Annotated in this window: 21 protein-coding genes; all 21 read right to left on the bottom strand. The window is 50.0% G+C overall.

Features of this window, described 5'->3' with window-relative positions; genetic code table 11:
• Positions 1–23: 23 nt before the first annotated feature.
• Complete coding sequence (locus KJS57_RS06555; RefSeq protein WP_211021408.1) at positions 24–248, bottom strand: YlzJ-like family protein; 225 nt, start codon at positions 246–248, stop codon at positions 24–26.
• Complete coding sequence (locus KJS57_RS06550; RefSeq protein ID WP_373316805.1) at positions 245–1,009, bottom strand: ClpP family protease; 765 nt, start codon at positions 1,007–1,009, stop codon at positions 245–247. Before KJS57_RS06550 ends, KJS57_RS06555 begins: the two co-directional genes overlap by 4 nt.
• 432 nt (positions 1,010–1,441) lie before the next feature.
• Positions 1,442–3,121 (bottom strand): ribonuclease J, encoded by a 1,680-nt coding sequence (locus KJS57_RS06545; RefSeq protein ID WP_211021407.1) that lies wholly within the window; start codon positions 3,119–3,121, stop codon positions 1,442–1,444.
• A gap of 252 nt (positions 3,122–3,373) precedes the next feature.
• Complete coding sequence (dapA, locus tag KJS57_RS06540; RefSeq protein ID WP_213654155.1) at positions 3,374–4,237, bottom strand: 4-hydroxy-tetrahydrodipicolinate synthase; 864 nt, start codon at positions 4,235–4,237, stop codon at positions 3,374–3,376.
• Between the two features lie 45 nt (positions 4,238–4,282).
• Complete coding sequence (gene dapG / locus KJS57_RS06535) at positions 4,283–5,503, bottom strand: aspartate kinase (RefSeq protein WP_211021405.1); 1,221 nt, start codon at positions 5,501–5,503, stop codon at positions 4,283–4,285.
• A 230-nt stretch (positions 5,504–5,733) separates the two neighbouring features.
• On the bottom strand, positions 5,734–6,327 hold the full coding sequence (locus tag KJS57_RS06530) for a dipicolinate synthase subunit B (protein WP_211021404.1): 594 nt from the start codon (positions 6,325–6,327) through the stop codon (positions 5,734–5,736).
• The gene (dpsA, locus tag KJS57_RS06525) at positions 6,324–7,223 is read right to left on the bottom strand and encodes a dipicolinate synthase subunit DpsA (protein WP_211021522.1); all 900 of its coding nucleotides are present in this window, start codon (positions 7,221–7,223) and stop codon (positions 6,324–6,326) included. The genes KJS57_RS06530 and dpsA overlap by 4 nt, the downstream gene beginning before the upstream one ends.
• A gap of 153 nt (positions 7,224–7,376) precedes the next feature.
• The gene (gene dut / locus KJS57_RS06520) at positions 7,377–7,832 is read right to left on the bottom strand and encodes a dUTP diphosphatase (RefSeq protein WP_211021403.1); all 456 of its coding nucleotides are present in this window, start codon (positions 7,830–7,832) and stop codon (positions 7,377–7,379) included.
• Positions 7,816–9,069, bottom strand: coding sequence for a M16 family metallopeptidase (locus KJS57_RS06515; RefSeq protein WP_213654154.1), 1,254 nt, complete (start codon positions 9,067–9,069; stop codon positions 7,816–7,818). The genes dut and KJS57_RS06515 overlap by 17 nt, the downstream gene beginning before the upstream one ends.
• Positions 9,070–9,194: 125 nt before the next feature.
• Complete coding sequence (locus KJS57_RS06510; RefSeq protein ID WP_211021401.1) at positions 9,195–10,181, bottom strand: polysaccharide deacetylase family protein; 987 nt, start codon at positions 10,179–10,181, stop codon at positions 9,195–9,197.
• A 208-nt stretch (positions 10,182–10,389) separates the two neighbouring features.
• Positions 10,390–12,495, bottom strand: a complete 2,106-nt coding sequence (gene pnp, locus KJS57_RS06505) for a polyribonucleotide nucleotidyltransferase (RefSeq protein WP_211021400.1) — start codon at positions 12,493–12,495, stop codon at positions 10,390–10,392.
• 562 nt (positions 12,496–13,057) lie between these two features.
• Complete coding sequence (rpsO, locus tag KJS57_RS06500) at positions 13,058–13,327, bottom strand: 30S ribosomal protein S15 (protein WP_076168040.1); 270 nt, start codon at positions 13,325–13,327, stop codon at positions 13,058–13,060.
• Between the two features lie 162 nt (positions 13,328–13,489).
• Positions 13,490–14,437, bottom strand: coding sequence for a bifunctional riboflavin kinase/FAD synthetase (locus KJS57_RS06495; protein ID WP_213654153.1), 948 nt, complete (start codon positions 14,435–14,437; stop codon positions 13,490–13,492).
• Between the two features lie 53 nt (positions 14,438–14,490).
• Positions 14,491–15,411, bottom strand: coding sequence for a tRNA pseudouridine(55) synthase TruB (gene truB / locus KJS57_RS06490; protein ID WP_213654152.1), 921 nt, complete (start codon positions 15,409–15,411; stop codon positions 14,491–14,493).
• Complete coding sequence (locus KJS57_RS06485; RefSeq protein WP_211021396.1) at positions 15,408–16,385, bottom strand: DHH family phosphoesterase; 978 nt, start codon at positions 16,383–16,385, stop codon at positions 15,408–15,410. Before KJS57_RS06485 ends, truB begins: the two co-directional genes overlap by 4 nt.
• 18 nt (positions 16,386–16,403) lie before the next feature.
• Complete coding sequence (rbfA, locus tag KJS57_RS06480; protein ID WP_211021395.1) at positions 16,404–16,757, bottom strand: 30S ribosome-binding factor RbfA; 354 nt, start codon at positions 16,755–16,757, stop codon at positions 16,404–16,406.
• 15 nt (positions 16,758–16,772) lie between these two features.
• The gene (gene infB, locus KJS57_RS06475) at positions 16,773–19,439 is read right to left on the bottom strand and encodes a translation initiation factor IF-2 (protein WP_213654151.1); all 2,667 of its coding nucleotides are present in this window, start codon (positions 19,437–19,439) and stop codon (positions 16,773–16,775) included.
• Complete coding sequence (locus tag KJS57_RS06470) at positions 19,432–19,755, bottom strand: L7Ae/L30e/S12e/Gadd45 family ribosomal protein (protein WP_211021394.1); 324 nt, start codon at positions 19,753–19,755, stop codon at positions 19,432–19,434. Before KJS57_RS06470 ends, infB begins: the two co-directional genes overlap by 8 nt.
• Positions 19,748–20,068, bottom strand: coding sequence for an RNase P modulator RnpM (gene rnpM, locus KJS57_RS06465; protein ID WP_211021393.1), 321 nt, complete (start codon positions 20,066–20,068; stop codon positions 19,748–19,750). The genes KJS57_RS06470 and rnpM overlap by 8 nt, the downstream gene beginning before the upstream one ends.
• Positions 20,069–20,108: 40 nt before the next feature.
• On the bottom strand, positions 20,109–21,206 hold the full coding sequence (gene nusA, locus KJS57_RS06460; protein WP_211021392.1) for a transcription termination factor NusA: 1,098 nt from the start codon (positions 21,204–21,206) through the stop codon (positions 20,109–20,111).
• 48 nt (positions 21,207–21,254) lie between these two features.
• The gene (gene rimP, locus KJS57_RS06455) at positions 21,255–21,716 is read right to left on the bottom strand and encodes a ribosome maturation factor RimP (RefSeq protein WP_211021391.1); all 462 of its coding nucleotides are present in this window, start codon (positions 21,714–21,716) and stop codon (positions 21,255–21,257) included.
• Positions 21,717–21,754: the final 38 nt, after the last annotated feature.

Genomic DNA, 21,754 nt, shown 5'->3' with positions numbered 1-21,754 from the left:
AGGGTACCATACATATGTTCCCGCTATCTTAACGGAACGGGCAAAAAAGCAATTTGACTTCCCGGAGCGTAAGCCGGGTTTAAATAATCATCTAAACCGCATCGGAGAAGACGAACAATGGTGGCACGGTTTCCCGGCTCCATACGTACCTGCATCAATATTCCGCCAACCTCGATCTCATTGTACATATCGTTAATTTCCGGCTGTTCCCAATAAGCCTCTTCGGGTATGATCGTATAGTGGGTCATTGCGTAATCCCTCCTGCAGGCTGTACATTCCTCCGCGATTCGATCAGGGTATTCAATTTACTCAACCCTTCGCCGATACCGCCAATACCGTCAATCAATCCGTATTTGACCGCATCATTGCCGCCAACAGCCGTACCGATATCCCGATTTAATTCTCCCGTTTTGAACATCAGCTCTTTAAAGGTATCCTCAGGAATCCGTGAATGCGCAGTAACGAAGCGGACGACCCGCTCCTGCATCTTTTCGATGTATTCAAAGGTTTGCGGAACTCCGATGACAAGTCCGGTCATCCGGATCGGGTGAATTGTCATCGTCGCGCTTTCGGCAATAAAGGAAAAGTCCGAGGCTACGGCAATGGGCACACCGATGCTATGCCCTCCTCCAATGACAACCGTAACGGTCGGCTTGGACAATGAAGCTATCATTTCCGCGATGGCGAGGCCCGCTTCCACGTCCCCTCCCACCGTATTCAAAATAATCAGCAGACCTTCAATCCGCGGATTTTGCTCCGCGGCCACGAGTTGGGGAATCAAATGCTCGTATTTCGTCGTTTTATTTTGTGGAGGAAGCACGAGATGTCCTTCGATCTGACCAATGATCGTCAAACAGTACACATTTGATTCGCCAGGGGTAGGCACGGCGGTTTGTCCCAGCTGTTGAATGGCTTCAGTTACCGCCGCGGTCTTTTTTTCCGAATCCGGCTGTACCGGTGGCATTTCCGCCTCCTGGTTCGCCGCTGATCTTCCGGTTTCTTTGTTCATGTCGTCACGCTTCCTTCCAGCCCTCGGGCCTGTTGTCGTCGCTTGCGATCCATACATGAACTAGTATGCCGACCTTCTCCCGGTCTCTATTCCCGCCGAATTACTGTCAGCTTCAAGAGGTTGTTCAAAAAGTCATCATTCCATGACGAAGCAGATCAGGATCAAAATTCGACGTCGAATCTTGAATTCAGCCGGGCCTTCCGTTGCTCACGTACCTTATGTACGCTCCGCTACTCAGTCCCTATCTTCATCCAACCTTCTTGGTCCTGAAAACCCGACTTTTTGAACACGCACTTCAAACCAAAAAGTCCCTTACCATAAGCTTCTGAAACTCAACTCAAAAAGCCTCCTCTCCCGCAAGGAACCGTCCAATATTACCGGCAGGAGAAGAGGCGACTGTGTGCCTAGTTATAAATTTGTCATAGCCGCCAATCAAACTTCCATAATAATTGGAAGAATCATCGGTCTGCGGCGGGTCTGTTCATACAGGAATCGACCCAACGAATCCTTCACGCTTGTTTTGAGCGATGCCCATTCGTTTACGTTCTCGCTCATCAATTTCTCCAGCGTACTGGAGACGATCCGGTTTGCTTCATCAAGCAGACCTTCGGATTCACGAACATAGACAAAACCTCTGGAAATGATGTCCGGTCCCGATACGATCGTGCCATCCTGTTTGCTCAACGTTACGACAACTACGAGAATACCGTCCTGGGACAGCAGCTTGCGGTCGCGAAGAACGATGTTACCAACATCGCCTACGCCGAGGCCGTCGATCAGGACATTACCGGCCGGTACTTTACCGGCTTTGCGGGCAACCCCGCCTTGGATTTCAACGATATCCCCGATATCGACCAGGAAGATGTTCTCCGGTTCGACACCGACCGATTGCCCAAGCAGCGCATGCTTGCGAAGCATCCGGTACTCGCCGTGAATCGGAATGAAATATTTAGGACGCATCAGGTTAAGCATCAGCTTCAGCTCTTCCTGACTGCCATGTCCGGATACGTGTACTCCGGAATTGGAACCGCTGTATATAACTTCCGCTCCCAGGCGGAACAATTCATCAATAGTTCGTCCAACATACTTCTCATTGCCGGGTACCGGGGTAGCCGCAATGATAACCGTATCGCCAGGCAAAATATCCACTTTGCGGTGAGTCGAACGCGCCATACGCGTCAACGCCGACATCGGTTCTCCCTGACTGCCTGTACATAAAATAACGACCCGGTCCGCCGCCATTTTATTCACTTCTTCAGGTTCGATCAAAATGCCGTCCGGAACATTCAAATAACCGAGTTCCGAAGCGATCGATACTACGTTGACCATACTGCGGCCAATAATCGTTACTTTGCGTCCCGTCGAGAATGCAGCGTCGATGACTTGCTGAATCCGATGCACATTCGATGCAAAGGTCGCCACGACGACGCGCTGTTCCGCTTTACGGAAAATATCGTCAAGCACGATCCCTACGTTTTTCTCCGAAGGGGTAAATCCAGGTTTCTCGGCATTTGTACTATCCGACAGCAGGGCAAGTACGCCCTTCTTTCCGATTTCCCCCATTCGATGCAGGTCGGCAAATTGATCATTGACTGGAGTATGATCGAATTTGAAGTCGCCGGTGTGAACGACATTGCCTTCCGGCGTCTCGATGCACACTCCGACGGAATCGGGGATACTGTGGTTCGTTCTAAAGAAAGTGGCTTTCATCGACGATCCCAACTGAATCTCCGAGTCAGCATGGATCAATACCCGCTTCGTATCTCCGAGCAATCCGGCTTCCTTCAATTTGTTCTCGACAAGGCCCAGCGTCAGCTTTGTCCCGTAAACCGGAACATTCAAGTTTCTGAGCACATAAGGCAATCCGCCGATATGGTCTTCATGGCCGTGGGTCAATACGATACCCCTTACCTTGTCACGGTTCTCCGTCAGGTAAGTGATATCGGGAATAACGATGTCGATACCGAGCATGTCCTCTTCCGGAAATTTCAAGCCGGCATCGATAACGACGATGTCATTACCATACTGGACAACATACATGTTCTTCCCGATTTCAGCGACGCCGCCCAGGGCAAAGATCATCAATTTATCAGTATTCATTTTTTTAGACAAGTGAATCTAACCCTCCTATTATTTTGGACGTCATAATTTGTAAATGAAAATGCACCGATCAGTGCTTTTCTTATATTAATTGTTAATTAATAAATCACCGCACCCAGTCACTTGAAACCATTATACATGATTAATTTGGCAAAATACAAGTCAGCCGCCTGCCGCCTTCATAACGTTACCTTGCTCCATCGTAAAAAAACCGATGCCTCTAAGACGGCATCGGTTTATGGAAATGAAACATATTTTTGGCTGTTAGCCAAGAAGAGCGCGGATTCTGACCGCTTCGTCATCGTTTGGCGGAATCAGGGGAAGACGTACGGAACCAACAGATTGTCCCAATTCGTTAAGCGCATATTTTACGGCTACCGGACTTGGACATTCGAATAAGCCTTTGAATACCGGAAGCAACTTCTGATGTAACTTTGCCGCATTCTCTACATTCCCGGCGACAAACGACTCAATCATTTCTTTCATGGCTGGGCCGACAATATGGCCGGCTACGCTAACAACGCCGTAAGCGCCTACGGAAATGGCAGGCAATGCGGATGCGTCGTCACCGGAATAAACCTTGAAGCCTTCCGGGGCTTCTGCGGCAATTCCCGCCACCTGCTCCAACGGAGCGCATTCCTTCGTCGCAATGATATTCGGGATTTGCGCCAGACGAAGCGTTGTTTCTTTGCTAATGCTGATCACGGACCGGCTTGGTACGTTGTAGATCATGACCGGTAGCTTCGTTGAGGTCGCGATCGCCTCAAAATGACGGTACAGCCCTTCCTGATTCGGCTTGTTGTAATAAGGAGCCACAAGCAAGAGTGCATCTACCCCGGTAGCTTCGGCATCTTTCGATAACTGTATCGAATGAGCCGTATTATTACTACCCGTTCCTGCAATAATTTTACAGCGTCCGGCCGCATGTTTGACGGCAAAAGCGAACATTTCCAATTTTTCCTTATCGGATAAAGTGGGAGACTCCCCTGTTGTTCCGCAAATGACAAGACTGTCAGACTTTTGATTATCAATCAAATAATCCATAAGTCGTGCGGTTTGTTCCCAATCGATCTCATTCTTGTTATCGAAGGGAGTTACCATCGCTGTTATCAATCTTCCGAAATCCACGTTGTCTCCTCCTTAATATATATGACTAATTCCCTACGGAGCTTGCTACTTGCCAAGTTCGAATTTGGCATGCAGCGCACGTAGGGCTTGCACCATATCTTCTTTGTTCACTAGAACCCAAATCGTCGTATTGGAATCGGCCGATTGGAGGATCTGGATTTTCTGTTCGGTAAGCGCCTCTACGATCCGGGCCATGATTCCCGGTACACCGTTAATGCCTCCGCCGATGACCGATACCTTGGCGCAGCCGGATAAAATCTGAGGATGAAGTCCCAAATCGTCCAGAACCCGGCGAGCCTTAGCGGCCTCGCTGTCAAAAACGGTATAAACCGCCCCTGACGGGGTAACATTAATAAAATCGACGCTGATCGCATTCTCGGCCATCGCTTTAAACACCTGCAACTGCAGGTTGTCCGAACCGCTGCCGCCGGCTTCAACCTTGATCTGTGTCACGTTAGCCACATAGGCGATTCCGGTCACGAAACGGTCGACAATCCCGATTTGCACGTCTTTAAAACCTTCCGGATTGGCAACCAGGGTACCTTCGCTTTGAGAAAATGTGGAACGAACCCGAACCGGGATGCCGGCTTGCATGGCGATTTCTACGGCGCGGGGATGAATCACCTTCGCCCCCTGGTGGGCCATATTGCATATTTCAGCATAGCTGACATAATCAAGCTGCTTGGCGTCTTCTACAATTCTCGGATCGGCGGTGAGGATTCCGTCCACATCGGTGTAAATGTCCACCATTTCAGCATGCAGCGCCGCACCCAGCGCCGTTGCCGAAGTATCGCTTCCTCCCCGGCCGAGCGTAGTAAAGTCGCCGTTCTGGTTTTGCCCCTGGAAACCGGTAACCACGACCACATCATGGGTCTGCAGTTCTTCCAAGACCCTTGTAGGAACCATATCCAGAATTCTGGCATTGCCGAATTGACTGTCCGTCCGGAAACCAGCTTGTGCTCCGGTTAGCACGACGGAGCTGATGGATTGTTCTTGCAGCAAACTGCAAAGCATGGTTGCCGAAATAATTTCACCGCAGGAAAGCAGTAAATCCTGTTCGCGCGAAGGCAGCGAGCCTCCGCCTGAAGCTATCAAATCCAAAAGAGTATCCGTGGCGTAAGGATCCCCCTTACGGCCCATAGCTGAAACCACAACGATAAGCCGGTAACCGTTATCCAGTTCCCGGCGGATATGCGAGATGACATGTCCTCTGGCTTCCTTTGTCGAGAGTGACGTGCCACCAAACTTCTGCACCAAGATGCGCATGGGTATTCCTCCATTTTAAGTAAGCGGAGTAAAGCAGTTCTTCATTCCGTTGTTCTAATGTGTGTTCATTTGCAGATAATTCGAGACGATCCACAGGTTCAGTTTCAAGGAACCTGAATCGAATCGTCCCCGAATATCTTCTTTCTCGTTTCACGATCCATTTTTCATTTCTTTCAAAGTATATCCGTTATTTCGGAGTTTGTCGATTTGCAAAGTTTGAATGAGTTCAATCAGTCCCGAAATCGTTCAATGATCAGCGGCTGAAGCTGTTTCCCCTCGATTGCCGCATAGCAGGTTTCCGGCACAAGCTCCATTCGCGCTACGAGCGAATTTGGTTTGTTATCCGGGTTATCCTGTCCGAATGGAACGAAATATATATTTTTGGCAACGATCAATTTGGCGATGTTCGCCATATTGAAGCCCAATCCGTCGTTGGTCGAAACCGCAAGCACTACCGGGCGCCCGTTGCGAAGCGTCGCTTTGGCAGCCATCAGGACAGGACTGTCCGTAACCGCATTTGCCAGCTTGCTGGTCGTAGTCCCCGTACAAGGAGCGATGGCCAGCACATCAAGCAATTTGGTAGGTCCGAGCGGCTCCGCGTCGACAATTGAAGAAATGATATCATTCCCTGTTATATCTTTCAATTGCTTTTGCCAATGATCCGATTTACCGAATCGGGTATCCGTGCTCAGTACGGATTGCGAAATGATCGGCACCACTTTGGCGCCGTCATCGACAAATCGTTGGATCTGAGACATAACCTCAGCCAAGGTGCAATGCGATCCCGTCACAGCATAACCTACTGTTTTCCCCTGCCAATTCACTCTTCATCCCCCCGTAAATGAAACTCTTCCATAATCGACTGACTGAGCGTTTTCGCCATGATGATTCCAGCCGTTTTGGGAGCGACGATTCCGGGCAAACCGGGAGCAAGGAGCGCCTTGATTCCGCGCTTCTCGGCAAACCGGAAATCCGTTCCGCCGGGAGCCGAGGCAAGGTCGATAATAACTGCTTGACGGGGCAGTTTCGAGATGATTTGCGCTGTGACTATCATAGTCGGAATTGTGTTAAAAATCAAGTCAATCCCGACTCCGTAAGCGTTCAAATCCGTTGCCGCAAAAGGCTTCCAGCCCATTTGCACCGCCCTGGCCACATCGGCCTCCCTGCGTACTCCCACCTGTACATTCGCTCCCAAACCCTGCAGAGTTCTTGCCAGTGTAAAACCTGTTCGCCCTATTCCTAGAACCATGCAATTGGAGCCGTGGATGGTGATATCCGTGTTCTGGATCGCCATCATTACCGCTCCTTCGGCCGTCGGAATCGAGTTGTAGATCGCTACATCATCTCTTTCCAACAGTTCGATCAAGCGAAAACCGTATTCCGCTCCCATTCGCTTCAAGAAACTTTTGGCTATTCCCGTATAAACCAAAGTACCTTCCTTTATCGCTGAAAACAGTTCCTTCTTCAAGACCAGATTATCTTTGGAGAACGGTGCGGGTATCTCACCCTGATCGGAACATCCTACTACGGGAAGCACGATCACGTCCGCTTCCTGAAGCAGCTCCGGGGTCAGCGTTTCAAGAGTGACGCCGGCAAGCGGGGTGTCCAGGGTTTCAAAGCCAACCACCCGCACCGCAGCGTCCAACTCCACACATTTGTTAATCACTTCCACCTGGCGGGCGTCTCCGCCCAGAAAGACGATGGTTAGGCCAGTTAGCATCAACTTCGGCACTCCTTCCAGGCAATACAATATAGAGCATCTTATGCCGTGGCCTACAAAGTGGTGAAAACCGGGAGACGAATAATACCTTATTCCCGCGAAAAAAAATAAGGACCCCGTCACTGAGTGACGAGGTCCTTAACGGTTTTTGATTCATTTGGTTCCGGTGTGGCCGAATCCGCCGGCGCCGCGGACGGTCTCCGACAATTCGTCAACCCGGGACAAATTCACTTCCGGAACGATCTGGAAGACCATTTGGGCAATCCGCTCATTTCTCTTGATCGTGAACGGCTCCTGTCCGAGATTAATCAGAAGCACTTTAATTTCGCCTCTATAATCGGCATCGATCGTGCCTGGCGTGTTGAGGCAGGTAATGCCATGCTTGAACGCAAGCCCGCTCCGAGGGCGAATCTGAGCCTCCAGACCGCCGGGCATAGCGATGGCTATCCCGGTAGGCACTAGCTGACGCTCTCCCGGGTGCAGCACCAGTTCCTCGGTTACCGCAGCATACAAATCAAACCCTGAAGCCAGCTCCGACATTTTGCGCGGTAACTCAATGTCTTCATTTCCCGCAATTAATTGAATCTGAACATCATACGACAAGTTCATCTCTCCTTATTCCCGACAGCACACGATCCGAAGCACCTACCATAGCAAGCGCATACGGCTGGTTAAACATCGTTTTGAGCACCTCGTTCACATTATCCATAGTCACATCTTCAATGCGGGCAATCATTTCGTCAAGCGTATAATGGCGCCCCAGCATCAATTCATTTTTGCCAAGCCGGTTCATCCGGCTGCCCGTACTTTCCAGGCTAAGAATCAAGCTTCCTTTTAACTGCTCCTTGCCTTTACGGAGTTCACTCTCACTGATGCCCTTGACGGCTACCTCATGCAAGATCTCTTTTGTCAGGTCCAGCACCTCTTTAGTTTGTTTAGGTGCGGTCCCGGCATAAACGGTAAACAAACCGCTATCCGCATGGGAGCTATGGTAGGAATACACCGAATAGGCTAGGCCTCTCTTTTCGCGAATTTCCTGGAACAGTCTGGAGCTCATGCCGCCGCCCAAAGCATTGTTCAGCAGTACCATTGCGTATTGGTTTGGATCCCCGATCGGAAGCCCCGGGAAAGAGAGGCAAATATGGTTTTGTTCCGTCTTTTTGCGATGAAATTTGAGTCCGCCGAGAAAATCGGGAGCACTCAAAATATCGGCTATCCCCCGGTTTGCAAAATCCCCGAAATATTTCTCGAGCAGCTCAAGAATTGAATCATCGATATTACCCGCGACGGCGATTACCGTATTCTCGATCGTATATTTCTCGTTCATGTATTTGCGAAGATCCGCCGGACCCATGGCCTGCAACTTCTCTTCCGTACCAAGTATGGGCAGAGCAAGCGCATGGCTGCCATAAGCCGCTTCCGCGAGCAGGTCATGGACCATGTCGTCAGGGGTGTCCTCATACATTGAGATTTCTTCTACGATTACATTCTTCTCTTTGCGCAATTCTTCTTCATCGAACAAAGAACGGAAAAACATATCCGAGAGCACATCCACCGCGATCGGTAAATGCTCATCCAGTACTTTGGCGTAATAGCATGTATATTCCTTGGACGTAAAGGCGTTCACGTTACCGCCGATGGCATCGAATTCCTCGGCGATATCCTTGGCGCTGAACCGATCCGTACCCTTGAACAACATATGTTCGATAAAATGCGAAATACCGCCCATTTCAGGCGTTTCGTTACGGGAACCCGTCTTTACCCATATGCCGAACGACACCGAGCGGCAGGTCGGTATTTTCTCCATAACCACCCGAAGGCCGTTTTTTAGTTGCGTTTTATTCACGAATGGCCCTCCTAAAAGTTCTGCTTATGTTCTAGCTAGCTTTGACTGAATAAAATGCATAGCAGTAAAACTATCTTCGAAAGGAATCAAATGCAACAATATCCTATCAAAAAAACACCGAATCCTCAACTCCCCGGCAAAACCACCCGGTCACTTGACAGCGTTTCGTCTACAGTTCCTAACTGAAGTCCTTTTTTACGGATGACCTGAATCATCCCCTTAAGCGCATCTCGCGAGGAAGCTGTGGGATGCATAAGGATAAGCGAACCCGGCTCTACTTTGCTTGAGATTCGAGATATAATCGTTTCCGCTGGCGGCTTCCGCCAATCGATCGTATCTACAGTCCACAACACCGTTTTTAAACCTTGTTCGGCGGCCAGACGAACGGTCCGGTCATTAAAGTCTCCGGATGGAGGAGCGAACCAACGGTTGTCTACCCCAAGTTTCTCCTTGAGTACATCCTTCGTTTTAGAAATTTCAAGCCTGGCCCTGCTGTCGTCCAGTTGACTCATGTTAGGATGCGAATAAGCATGATTCTCAAGCTGATGGCCGCGTTTTTGAATCTCCAGCGCAATATCGGCATTCTTTTTCAACCAGCTTCCATCAAAAAAGAAAGTCGCCTTCACTTTGGCCTCATCTAACGTATCAAGCATCGGAACGATATATTCGTTGCCCCAAGCGACGTTGATCATAAAAGCGACCATCGGCTTGTTAGGGTTCCCCCGATAAATCGGGTGAGCTCCCAAATCATCGAGGTTAATCTTAGGCTTGATTTCCTTATACACATATTCAATTTCCGTACCTTCCGGCTTTAATCGCGCCTTTTGGTAAGTGCTCTCAATGTCAACTTCCAGACCGTTGTACCCGGGAATCGCCCGCCAAACCCGATCAACAACTGCATCCACCGGCTCAATCCTCCGCTTGGCTGCCTCTTCCTTGATCTTAGCCAGGAGTTCACCTTCTCCCCGACTGTCCGCGAATCTTCCGAAAGCGTCTTGGCCGCGATCCTGCCGGCCTCCGCCATCTACGAAAGCATGGATTCCGGTAAATTGCCCAAGCACAAAGACCAGAATCATGCAAAAAAATACCAAAGCGACCTTTTTCCGATTCATGACAGACTCATCCCTTCAGAGGGTTTTGTCCTCATCTTATGAGATTAAGCAGGCATTTATGCGGACAAGGGGAACTTCGACTCCCCATTTTAATAGAATCACATAACACACACGCTTCTGTAAGCAAAATACAAAGGAGTCAAAAATAAAAAAGAGCCAGAAATATTTCATTCTGCCTCTTTTTTGCGTTAGACCATGATGCAAGAAATCAGGATGGCGATTTCTCCGTTTCAGCGGTCAATACCGCTTTGCGGGAAAGATTAACCCGACCTTGCTGATCGATTTCAGTTACTTTTACAGTGACGGTATCCCCGATAGCTAACACATCTTCCACTTTAGCCACGCGCTCAGTAGAAATCTGGGAAATGTGTACGAGACCGTCTTTACCCGGCAGAATCTCTACGAAAGCGCCGAATTTCTCGATCCGTTTTACGGTACCCACATAGATTTCTCCAACAACGACTTCCTTCACGATGCCTTCGATAATCGAACGGGCCTTGTTGTTCATTTCTTCATTGGTAGAAGCGATGAATACTCGTCCATCTTGCTCGATATCGATTTTCACGCCGGTTTCTTCAATGATTTTATTGATGATTTTACCGCCGGCACCAATAACGTCGCGGATTTTGTCAGGGTTGATATTCATGATCATAATCTTAGGCGCATAAGGAGACAAATGTTCCTTCGGCTTTTGAATGCGATCCATCATCTTGGACAGGATGAACATGCGGCCTTCCCGAGCTTGAGACAAGGCATCGGTCAGAATCTGGCGGTCAATACCGTCGATTTTGATGTCCATTTGAATGGCAGTAACACCTTCCGATGTACCGGCCACTTTAAAGTCCATATCTCCGAGATGATCTTCCATTCCTTGAATGTCAGTAAGGATGGATACATGCTCGCCGTCCTTGATCAAGCCCATTGCCACACCGGCTACCGGCGCTTTGATCGGAACACCAGCATCCATCATTGCCAGCGTGCTGGCGCAAATGCTGGCTTGCGAAGTCGAACCGTTGGATTCCAACACCTCGGATACGAGACGAATCGTATACGGGAACTCGGATTCCGGAGGAATTACTTTGGACAACGCTCTTTCGCCGAGTGCGCCATGTCCGATTTCACGACGTCCAGGAGCGCGGAGCGGACGAGCTTCCCCTACGCTGAACGGAGGGAAATTATAATGGTGCATGAACCGTTTCGATTCTTCCAAATCGATGCCGTCCAGAATCTGCACATCGCCCAAAGCTCCTAACGTACAAATGCTGAGCGCTTGAGTTTGACCACGGGTAAACAGACCGGATCCATGCGTACGCGGCAACAGGTTAATGTCGCACTCGATCGGACGAATTTCATCCAGCTTCCGTCCGTCAGGACGAACTTTATCATGCGTAATCAGGCGGCGCACTTCTTCTTTGACGATGTCGTGCAGCACTTCCTTCACGTCGCCAAGAAGTTCAGGAGACTCTATGTACTTCTCCACAAAATGGGCTACCGTTTCATCGTTAATTACGTCGATCGCATCCTGGCGCTCATGCTTTTCAACGATTTTAACAGCTTCCACAAGTCGTGCTTCGGCAAACTCGCGAACCTCGCGGTTTACTTCTTCATTGACAGCGTGCAGCTTCACTTCCATCTTCTCTTTACCAGCTACGGCAACCAGTTCTTCAATAGAAGCTACGATGTTCTTGATCTCGTCATGGCCGAACATAATCGCTTCCAGCATAACTTCTTCCGGAACTTCGTTGGCTTCCGCTTCCACCATCATGATCGCGTCTTTAGTACCTGCAACCACGACATAAATGTCGCTGGCTTCCTGCTGGGCGATATTCGGGTTGATAACGAATTGTCCGTCCACACGACCGACAGCTACTCCGCCGATCGGGCCGTTAAAAGGTACGTCGGAAATGCTCAGCGCTGCGGAGGTACCAATCATAGCGGCGATTTCAGGCTCGCAGTCCTGATCCACGCTCATTACGAGATTGACGATTTGTACGTCATTGCGGAATCCTTCCGGGAACAATGGCCGGATCGGACGGTCGGTCAAGCGGCTGGCGAGAATCGCTTTTTCGCTCGGACGTCCTTCTCTTTTAATGAAGCCGCCGGGAATTTTACCTACGGCATACAACTTTTCTTCATAATTGACTGTAAGCGGGAAGAAATCAAGGTCTTTAGGTTCCGCCGAAGCCGTTACTGTACACAATACAGCGGTTTCTCCGTATCGTACCATTACTGCAGCGTTCGCCTGTTTAGCCAAACGTCCGGTTTCCAGTATAAGAGGTCTTCCCCCCAACTGCATTTTTACATGTTTTTCCATGAAATCCCTCCTTGTCACAATTAACAGTTCGGTACAAGTCTCATTATTTCCTGCTTTCATCACATTCATAAACATAGATTATCAAGCGGAAAGGTTTTAGCTAATTCTAAAGACTTGTCCCTCACAAAAATATCCTTCTACACACCAAGAAAACGCCTTGCGGCGTTCGTGAAAGTCCAGCCGTCCTGTGAATCGTGTATGTGTTCACCTTTATCGGCTGAAGCAAAAACAATTAGCTGGAAACATACCGTTAATTCAGCGCGTATCTTCAAATTCCCCCGATTAACTGGAAAACCTCCCGCTAATTACCTGCTTTATACGAATATCCGGAGTCTTTGGCGGAATTAGATGGAGGTTTTCCAGCTAACATTAGTAAGAAGCTTAATTCAAGGGACTGATCATCTAAGCTAACAAAAGCCCCGGCAGGAGCTTCCAAGATGATTTTACGACGCTGCAAAAACGTATTCATTTCCAGCTTTTTAAAAAGCAACCCAGCGGCACGCCGTCCGCTTTATCGGCGGAACCAGCGGCAACCGGGCTGCTTTGGTCAAACAAAAGCAAATTAACGACGCAATCCGAGCTTCTCAATCAAAGCGGAGTAACGTTTAACGTCTTTGTTCTTCAAGTAAGCCAACAGCTTGCGGCGTTGACCAACCATTTTCAGAAGACCGCGACGGGAATGATGGTCCTTCTTGTGCGTACGCAAGTGGTCCGTCAAATTCACGATGTTCTCCGTAAGGATAGCAATTTGCACCTCTGGGGATCCTGTGTCGGATTCATGAGTCTTGTGCTCTTCAATCAGTTGTTGTTTGCGCTCTTGAGTTAATGCCATCCTGTTCACCTCCTTATAATCAAATCGCCGTTAGCCTAGTAACCGGACGGTGAGACCGGTAACCAAGCCAAGGTTACCCGTGTCTATGCGGAAGTCCCGCATGAACAACGTAGATTAGTATAGCACAGATCAGTTATAAAAGTAAATGCCGCAAAGACAAGCCTAATCTGAGGAACTCAGTAATTGCTTCGCGGTTTCGGCATCCCTCGTAATTTGCGCAATTAATTCATCGATTCCGTTGAATTTACGCTCCTCACGAATAAAATCGATCACTTCCACCAGCAATGACTCCCCATAAAGCTGACCGTTAAAGTCGAATAAATGGACTTCGAGGGAAGGTCGGGAGACGTTGTCATGAAAAGTCGGCTTGACGCCAACATTCATGACGCCTGAGAGAGCAGTGCCGCCATAGTTTGCTCTAACGGCGTAAACCCCCTTGGCCGGCAGCACAAAGTGCTCATCCAGCTGCAGGTTTGCCGTCGGAAAACCCAGCTTCCGGCCGCGCTTCTCTCCGTGCATAACCGTTCCCTTCATCGCATAAGGACGACCCAACCAGCGTTCAACGAGCCGGACATTGCCTTCCTGCAAAGCTTTGCGGATGTCCGAGCTGCTGACCTTTTCACCTTCAATCAGGAACGGCGGTACGATGTTTAATTCCAGCGAATCTTCGCTCAGTTCTCTGAGCATGCTTGCATGCCCTTCCCCGCGGTACCCGAACCGGAAATCGAAGCCGACTACAGCGGTCTGGATCTGCAGCGGCAGGAGCATTCCGCAAACAAAATTGAGCGGGCTGACCCGCGAAAAGGCATCGTTGAACTCCACAACATATAAGTAATCCACGCCCATACCGCGAAGAATTCGTTCCTTCTCTTCCGGCGGGGTCAGGTAACCTTCATAGTCGCCCTTTTTCATGACTTCCTTCGGATGCGGATGAAAGGACATGACCGCAGACGGAAGACCGGCCTCCGCCGCAAGCCGAATCGCTGTTTCGATAACGCTGGCATGGCCCAAATGAAGTCCGTCGAACTGGCCGATCGCCAGTATTTGAGGTCTAGCCGTGTCGGCTATAGTCTCGGCTGTCAAAGGATAAGTTAAGTGTATCGTTTCCAAAATCGTCTCACCTGCAATTTACGCGGATTCGCTAGATTTAGATCATTATAAAATTATTGTCCGGGAAGAAAAACCTTTACCGGTGTCACGGCGCCGGTGGTCTCATCGGCACGATATATGCCTAAAAACTGCTGTTCAGGACTATATAACCGGATAGTATCGCCAGGAGTTGCTGACGGATGAACTACGGAATGGGACAAGCGCTGGCCTTGCAACGCGGCCTTTACCTTCTCCTCTTGCACCGTATGCGCGGGCAAATGATTCACCGCTTCATCTACCGGAATCAGTCCTGAAGCCAAAGTTCCATTCCCCACTTGCTCGGACAATTGCTCCAGGGTCAGACAACGGTCTTCCCGGATACCGGCCGACATGGTCCGTTTCAATTGTTCCATGACTGCGGGAACGCCCAAGGCTTTGCCAATATCAACGCATAATGTACGGATATAAGTTCCTTTGGAGCACAAGGTACGAAAAGAAATTCTAGGGTGTACTGGATCGGGTATAAACGAGAGCAGCTCCAACTCGTGAATCGTTACTTCACGAGGCTGGCGCTCCACGGTCTTACCTTCACGGGCCAGTTCGTATAAGCGCTTGCCGTCCTGTTTCAGGGCTGAGTACATCGGTGGAATTTGCGAGATAGTTCCTACAAACTTCGCTAACACTTCCCGAACCTCGGCTTCAGTTACGGAGACCTGCTCCATTCGCTCCAGAACGTTTCCCGTCATGTCTTCCGTATCCGTAGCCAGACCAAGAATTAGCGTAGCTTCATATTCCTTGGGCAGCTCCTGCAAATACTCGACCATACGGGTCGCCCGCCCCAGACACAGAGGAAGAACGCCGGTTACCGCAGGATCCAGAGTCCCGGTGTGCCCGATCCGTTTCATCTTAAGAATGCCGCGGCTTTTGGCCACGACATCATGCGATGTAAAGCCGGCAGGCTTTAGAATCGGCAGGATGCCTTCGTAAGAATTCATAGCTGCTTCTTCACCTGCTCAATCACGCGCGGTACGATGGTTTCCAAAGTTCCTTCGATGCGTGCGCCGGCTGCACGGACATGTCCACCGCCGCCAAAGCTTTGGGCTACGCTTGCCACGTCGACCTTTCCGGCTGAACGCATACTTACCTTCACTGCGTTTTCGTTGATTACTTTAAACAACAGGCCAACCTCAACGCCTTGAATGTTACGGGGGTAATTCACGATTCCTTCGAGGTCCTCATGGATTGCGCCCGTAATCTCCATATCGTTATCATCGACGGATACCCAGCTGATTTTACCATCTTCACTGATTTGCAGCCCGTTAAGGGCACGTGTCAGCAGCTTAAGCTGCGGCAGGGTCATCTGCTCCAATAGCAGTTCCGATAAGCCTGGCCCATCTACGCCATATTCTAGCAGTTTTGATGCGATCTCCATTACTTTGGGCGATGTACTCGAATAGCGGAATCCTCCGGTATCGGTTAAAAGCCCGGTGTAGATGGCAGTTGCCACGTTCTGATTCATCTCCAGATTCATAAACCGGATCAGATCATACAATATTTCAACCGTTGCCGCCGCATTTGGAACGATCAGATTAACAGTCCCGTATCCGTCATTGGTCGGATGGTGGTCAATATTGAGAATCTGGGCATCTTCGGAAAAATGGAGGCTGCTCTTGCCCGTCCGCTTGAAATCGGCGCAATCTACGCAAATCACATATTTATGGGACTCGGTCAGCGGAGCCTGCGACAGATCAACGATCTGTTCCGATTCGGATAAATACTCCATCCTTTTCGGAATTGGCCCTTCGTTGACCATAACGTAATTTTTACCCAGACATGAGAGAAGCCAGCCCACCACAAGGGTAGAACTGACTGCGTCTCCGTCCGGCTGTACATGCGACACTACTAGGAAATGATCATGCTCCGTCAAAAACTGCTGCGCTTGCCGGAACTCCCGTTCATTGGTCTGCATTGCCGTCTCCTTTAAAATCTAATTTTCATCTTCGTGCGAAATATCTCCAAGAAGCTTCTCGATTCGGCTGCCGTAGGCAATCGATTCGTCGATCTTGAAAATAAGCTCAGGCGTGTGTCTAAGGCGTATCCGTTTGCCGAGCTCAGTCCGCAAAAAGCCGCCTGCCTTTTCCAAACCTTTCAATGAAGCCTGCTTGGTCTCTTCATCCCCAAACACGCTCAGATATACTTTGGCTTGTGATAAGTCGCTCGTCACATCAACGCCGGTCACGGTGACAAATCCGATGCGGGGATCCTTGAGCCCGCTCTGGATCAGCACACTGAGTTCTTTTTTGATCTGTTCGCCTACGCGGCCGGTACGATTTTTGGCCATGTGTGACACCTCACCTTATTTCGGTTCGACGGTTTCCATAATGAACGCTTCGATAACGTCGCCTTCTTTGAGGTCGTTATAATTGTCAAGGGTAATACCGCATTCGTAACCTTGCGCAACTTCCTTCGCGTCATCCTTAAACCGTTTAAGCGAGTCGATTTTGCCTTCGAATACGACGATGCCGTCGCGGATCAGGCGGCATTCCGCAGCGCGCGAAATTTTGCCCAAAGTAACCATACAACCCGCAATCGTTCCGATTTTGCTGATTTTGAATGTGTTGCGGACTTCGGCGTGTCCGATGACCGTTTCTTTGTACACCGGATCCAGCATGCCCTTCATCGCCTGTTCGATTTCCTCAATCGCGTTATAAATAACGCGGTGCAGACGGATATCGACTTTTTCTTGGTCTGCCGTTGCTTTCGTCTGGCTGTCCGGACGGACGTTAAAGCCGATGACGATCGCATTAGAAGCTGCGGCAAGAATGATGTCGGATTCGGTAATGGCACCGGCACCGCTGTGAATAATTTTCACGCGGACGCCTTCCACTTCGATTTTCTCCAAAGAGCTCTTGAGCGCTTCGACCGAACCTTGTACGTCCGCTTTGATAATGACGTTCAGATCCTTGATCTCGCCCTCTTTAATGTGACGGAACAAGTCGTCAAGCGTTACGCGGGTATTGGCTCCAAGGTCGGATTGACGTTGGGTAATCGCCCGTTTGTCGGCGATGGAACGAGCTTTACGCTCATCCTCGAATACCATGAACGGATCGCCGGCATGCGGAACTTCATTCAGACCGGTGATTTCCACCGGCGTGGAAGGACCCGCTTCTTTGAGACGACGTCCCTTATCATTTACCATTGCCCGGACGCGGCCGAAACTATTCCCTGCCACAAATGCGTCGCCGACTTTCAGAGTGCCGTGCTGCACCAGGATACGGGCAACCGGACCCCGGCTCTTGTCGAGCTCGGCCTCAATGACGGCACCGCGAGCGCGTTTGTCAGGGTTTGCTTTATATTCATTGACCTCTGCAACCAGCAGAATCATTTCAAGCAGGTCTTCAAGGCCCATTCTTTGCTTGGCGGAAACGTTGACGAAGATCGTTTCTCCGCCCCATTCTTCCGGAACCAGACCATACTCGGTCAATTCTTGTTTCACTTTATCCGGATTAGCATCCGGCTTGTCAATCTTATTCACGGCTACGATAATCGGAAGGCCAGCCGCCTTGGCATGGTTCACCGCTTCAACCGTCTGCGGCATAACGCCGTCGTCCGCTGCCACTACAATAATCGTAATGTCGGTCAATTGGGCACCACGGGCACGCATTGCCGTAAACGCTTCGTGACCCGGGGTATCCAGGAACGTGATTTTCTTGCTATTGATTTCAACTTGATAAGCACCGATATGCTGGGTAATCCCGCCGGCTTCGCCGCCGGAAACGTTCGTCGAACGGATAGCATCGAGCAATGTTGTTTTACCATGGTCAACGTGACCCATGATCGTTACAACCGGTGGACGTTCCAACAGATCTGCTTCTTCATCCACTTCCTCGATCGTTTCGAAACGATCATCTTCAACCGGAATCTTCACTTCGACTTCTACGCCGAAATCGCCGGCAAGAAGCAGAATCGTATCGATATCAAGCTCTTGATTGATCGTAGCCATAACGCCGAGAGAGATCAGCTTCTTAATGACTTCGGAAGCATCCTTGTGAAGCAGCTTCGCTGTTTCGCCGACCGTCATCGTTCCGCGAACGATAATTTTCTTAGGCGTGTTGTCGATTTTCTCGCGCGGAGGCTGCTGGTTGTATCCGCCTCTTCCGCCGCGACCGCCTTTACCGCCACGATTGTTTTTGTATCCGCCCTGGCGATTATCGTCAAAGCCTTTGTTCGGTCTGTTGTTGTTATTATTATTTCCTTTTTTGAAACCCTGACCTTGGCCGCCTTGTCCGCCTTGGCTGCGGTTTCCGCCAAAGTTGCCTCCGCCGCTATTGTTGACTGAAGAAGCGTTGCGGTTTGGTTGCGGACTGCGCTGACCTGCATTCCCCGAACGAGGAGCATCACTGCGTGGCGCGCCTCCTTGGTTTTGCCCGCGGTTCGGTTGAGAACTGCGGTTGGAATTCTGTCCTGAGCCTTGACCTTGAGGTCTGGCTCCTTGGGACGAATGGTTGCCGCCGGATGGGCGGTTATTTCTTTCCTGAGTGGCTTGGGTGCTGCTCGTGGCAGCCGATGAGTTGTTGTTATTTGGTCTATTATTCATGCTTACCTGCTTTTCTTGTTGATTTTTGTTGTTACTTTGTCCTTGATTGCTTGGTCCTTGGTTGATGGTCGCCCGATTGCCTTGTCCTTGGTTCTCCTGGACATTTCGGCCTTGAACTCCACGCTGGCCGGTTCCTTCCCCGGCGGATGTTTTCGGTGTCTGACTTCCTCCTGCGGAAGCCTGGGCCGACGATTTAGCTGGAGCTTCAGCGCGTCCGGAACCTTCTCTCTTGGCAGCGGCGTTGCTCTTAATATCCTTAAAGAATTGTTCCACACGAGATACAGAGTCATTTTCCATAACGCTCATGTGGTTATTGACCGGAATATTAAGACGCTTAAGAATGGTAATGATTTCTTTACTGCTCATATTGAGCGATTTGGCATATTCGTACACCCTGAGTTTATCTTTGTTTTCTTGTTTACTCAATATACTCCACCTCCGACGTTTTCACGATTTCTTTGGTAATCATATCGGCAAACCCTTGGTCCGTCAGCGCAAGTACAACCCGTTCCGGTCTTCCAACGCTGGAACCGAGCCGTTCCCTGTCAAAACCGATCATCAAGGGGACTTCGTACGTTGCGCATTTGTCGCGGAATTTCTTCTGTGTATTGGGCGATGCGTCTCCGGCAACAATAACCAGCTTTGCCTCGGAGGAACGGATCATTTTCAGAACCAGTTCGTCTCCGGTAACCAGCTTCCCTGCCCGCGTAGCCAGGCCGAGGTGATTCAACGCCTTACTCATCGTCGCCTTCCTCCTCGGTCCGGTCCCGGGTGGAGATGAATTCATCCTCCACCGCCAGGAAATCGCGCGCCAACTGTTCATATACCTCCGCCCCTACAGGAGCCTTCAATGCACGGTCAAGCGCACGGTTCTTATGCGCAAGCTTGAAGCAAGATACTTGCCCGCAGAGATATGCGCCCCGTCCCGACTTCTTCCCGGTCAGGTCGATCGATACTTCCCCTTCCGGCGAACGGACGACGCGGATCAGGGACTTTTTGGGCATCATCTGTTGGCATGCCACACATTTGCGAAGCGGTATTTTTCTAGGTTTCATTTAAAAGACCCCCGTTTCTTGCTCCCAAGTCCATTTAGAGTTAGTCGACGGAAACGGAATCCTGCGGCATTTCATCCTGTTCGGTTCTTTCTCTTCCGAATTCCTCTTCCGCCTGGGTTTCGCTCTTGATGTCGATTTTCCAACCGGTCAGTTTCGCGGCCAGACGGGCGTTTTGTCCCTTGATCCCGATCGCCAGCGAGAGCTGGTAATCAGGCACGATGACGCGGGCCATTTTTTCCGACTCAAACACTTGAACTTCGAGAACCTTGGAAGGACTAAGCGCATTTGCCACATACTCCTCGACGCTTTCCGAATAACGGACGATGTCGATCTTTTCGCCGCGCAGCTCATTCACGATCGTTTGCACGCGAGTGCCTTTAGGCCCTACGCAGGAGCCGACCGGATCCACTTCGCTGTTGCGCGAATATACGGCGATTTTCGAACGAAAACCCGCTTCGCGGGCCACGGAACGAATCTCTACAACGCCATCGAAAATTTCAGGAACTTCCAGTTCAAACAACCGTTTCAATAAACCGGGATGAGTACGGGACAACAAAATTTGCGGACCCTTCGTCGTGTTCTCCACCTTGGTGATATATGCCTTGATCCGGTCGCCGTGCTTGAACTTCTCGTTCGGCATAAGCTCATTCAATGGAAGATGAGCCTCAACCTTGCCCAAATCGACGAAAATGTTGCGCATATCCTGGCGCTGAACGATCCCCGTAACGATATCCTCTTCCTTTTCCACAAACGCGTTATAGATCAACCCGCGCTCCGCTTCGCGGATGCGCTGCGTTACGACCTGCTTGGCAGTTTGGGCAGCGATACGCCCGAAATCACGCGGCGTCACTTCAATTTCCGCGATATCTTCCAGTTGGAAGCCCGGATTGATTTCGCGTGCCGCCGGCACCGAGATTTCCGTCCGCGGATCAAGCACTTCTTCCACCACGAGTTTACGGGCGAAGACTTTGATTGCACCGGTATGACGGTTCATATCCACGCGCACATTTTGCGCTGTATTGAAGTTGCGCTTGTAACTGGAGATCAGAGCAGCTTCAATCGCTTCGAACAGTATATCTTTGCTGATCCCTTTTTCCCTTTCCAACTCATTCAAGGCTTCGATAAAATCCATGCTCATTTGCCTCGAGTTCCCCCTTTCATAATCCCCTACGTTTCAATACCTTGTTTAGAAAATAATGGCCAACCTGGCGCTGGCAACTTTGCTGTATGGAATGGTATGGCTCTTTTTGCCGATTTCGACGACAAGCTCCTCATTTTCAAAAGAAAGAAGCCGGCCTTCGAATTCTTTCAAGCCGTCTACCGGTTCATATGTAGTCACAAATACATCTTTGCCGACGGCTTTTAATACATCCTCCGCCTTCTTCAACGGACGTTCCGCCCCGGGGGAGGACACATCCAGAAAATAAGCTGATGGAATCGGATCGTTCTCATCCAGCTTCTCGGTTAGAAATTCGCTGATCCGACCGCAGTCATCGATATCGATGCCGCCGTCTTTATCCACGAATACGCGCAGGAACCAATTGCTCCCTTCTTTGACGTACTCGACGTCGACCAGTTCAAAGCCGTTCTCATCCAAAAAAGGTTTGACCATCTCTTCCACGGCCGCTTTGATCTTCGGTGTGCTCAAGCGTACATTACCTCCATATGGTTCTTTCCTATATACCA

It is taken from the genome of Paenibacillus vini, from assembly GCF_018403325.1.
GTDB lineage: Bacteria > Bacillota > Bacilli > Paenibacillales > Paenibacillaceae > Fontibacillus > Fontibacillus vini.
Note: the sequence above shows the minus strand (reverse complement) of the source record. Positions and strands in the feature narration are given on the sequence as shown.

Bases quoted from the DNA above. Each gene is read 5' to 3' on its own strand.
- KJS57_RS06470 (WP_211021394.1), bottom strand. From the start codon at position 19,755: ATGAGTAAGGCGTTGAATCACCTCGGCCTGGCTACGCGGGCAGGGAAG.
- pnp (WP_211021400.1), bottom strand. From the start codon at position 12,495: ATGGAAAAACATGTAAAAATGCAGTTGGGGGGAAGACCTCTTATACTG.
- rnpM (WP_211021393.1), bottom strand. From the start codon at position 20,068: ATGAAACCTAGAAAAATACCGCTTCGCAAATGTGTGGCATGCCAACAG.
- truB (WP_213654152.1), bottom strand. From the start codon at position 15,411: ATGAATTCTTACGAAGGCATCCTGCCGATTCTAAAGCCTGCCGGCTTT.
- KJS57_RS06485 (WP_211021396.1), bottom strand. From the start codon at position 16,385: ATGCAGACCAATGAACGGGAGTTCCGGCAAGCGCAGCAGTTTTTGACG.
- dpsA (WP_211021522.1), bottom strand. From the start codon at position 7,223: ATGCTAACTGGCCTAACCATCGTCTTTCTGGGCGGAGACGCCCGCCAG.
- KJS57_RS06555 (WP_211021408.1), bottom strand. From the start codon at position 248: ATGACCCACTATACGATCATACCCGAAGAGGCTTATTGGGAACAGCCG.
- dapG (WP_211021405.1), bottom strand. From the start codon at position 5,503: ATGCGCATCTTGGTGCAGAAGTTTGGTGGCACGTCACTCTCGACAAAG.
- dut (WP_211021403.1), bottom strand. From the start codon at position 7,832: ATGAACTTGTCGTATGATGTTCAGATTCAATTAATTGCGGGAAATGAA.
- nusA (WP_211021392.1), bottom strand. From the start codon at position 21,206: ATGAGCATGGATTTTATCGAAGCCTTGAATGAGTTGGAAAGGGAAAAA.
- rpsO (WP_076168040.1), bottom strand. From the start codon at position 13,327: ATGGCATTAACTCAAGAGCGCAAACAACAACTGATTGAAGAGCACAAG.
- KJS57_RS06550 (WP_373316805.1), bottom strand. From the start codon at position 1,009: ATGAACAAAGAAACCGGAAGATCAGCGGCGAACCAGGAGGCGGAAATG.
- rbfA (WP_211021395.1), bottom strand. From the start codon at position 16,757: ATGGCCAAAAATCGTACCGGCCGCGTAGGCGAACAGATCAAAAAAGAA.
- KJS57_RS06510 (WP_211021401.1), bottom strand. From the start codon at position 10,181: ATGAATCGGAAAAAGGTCGCTTTGGTATTTTTTTGCATGATTCTGGTC.